The organism is Chlorogloeopsis fritschii PCC 6912, assembly GCF_000317285.1.
In the GTDB taxonomy this organism is placed as follows: domain Bacteria; phylum Cyanobacteriota; class Cyanobacteriia; order Cyanobacteriales; family Nostocaceae; genus Chlorogloeopsis; species Chlorogloeopsis fritschii.
Map to the genome: position 1 here is coordinate 1 of NZ_AJLN01000024.1, position 346 is coordinate 346.

1 protein-coding gene is annotated in these 346 nt (G+C 41.6%); it reads left to right on the forward strand.

Annotation, left to right across the window (positions count from 1 at the left end):
• Positions 1-30: 30 nt before the first annotated feature.
• On the forward strand, positions 31-346 hold a 316-nt coding region (locus tag UYC_RS35210), incomplete at its 3' end, for an RICIN domain-containing protein (protein ID WP_235082919.1).

Here is a 346-nt window from a genome sequence, read left to right on the forward strand (position 1 = left end):
AATGGAGACAAAATCACACAATGGGATTGCGTGAATCAGCCGAATGTTAAAGTAGAGAAAGTTCCAGCAGGCAAAGGATATTTTTTCTTGAAGTTTGCCCATAGCGGAAAATGTGTGCACCTTCATGAAGCTTCCAGTGAAAACGGTGCACCGATTACACAGTGGGAATGTGTAAATCAACCAAATGTAAAATGGCGAGAAGAACCTGCTGGCGAGGGTTATTCTTACTTAAAAAGCCAACAAACGGGCAAATGTCTTCATCAACAAGGTGCAACTCAAAGTAATGGAGATCCGATTACGCAGTGGGATTGTGTAGATCAACCCAATGTGCAATGGAAATTTGTAA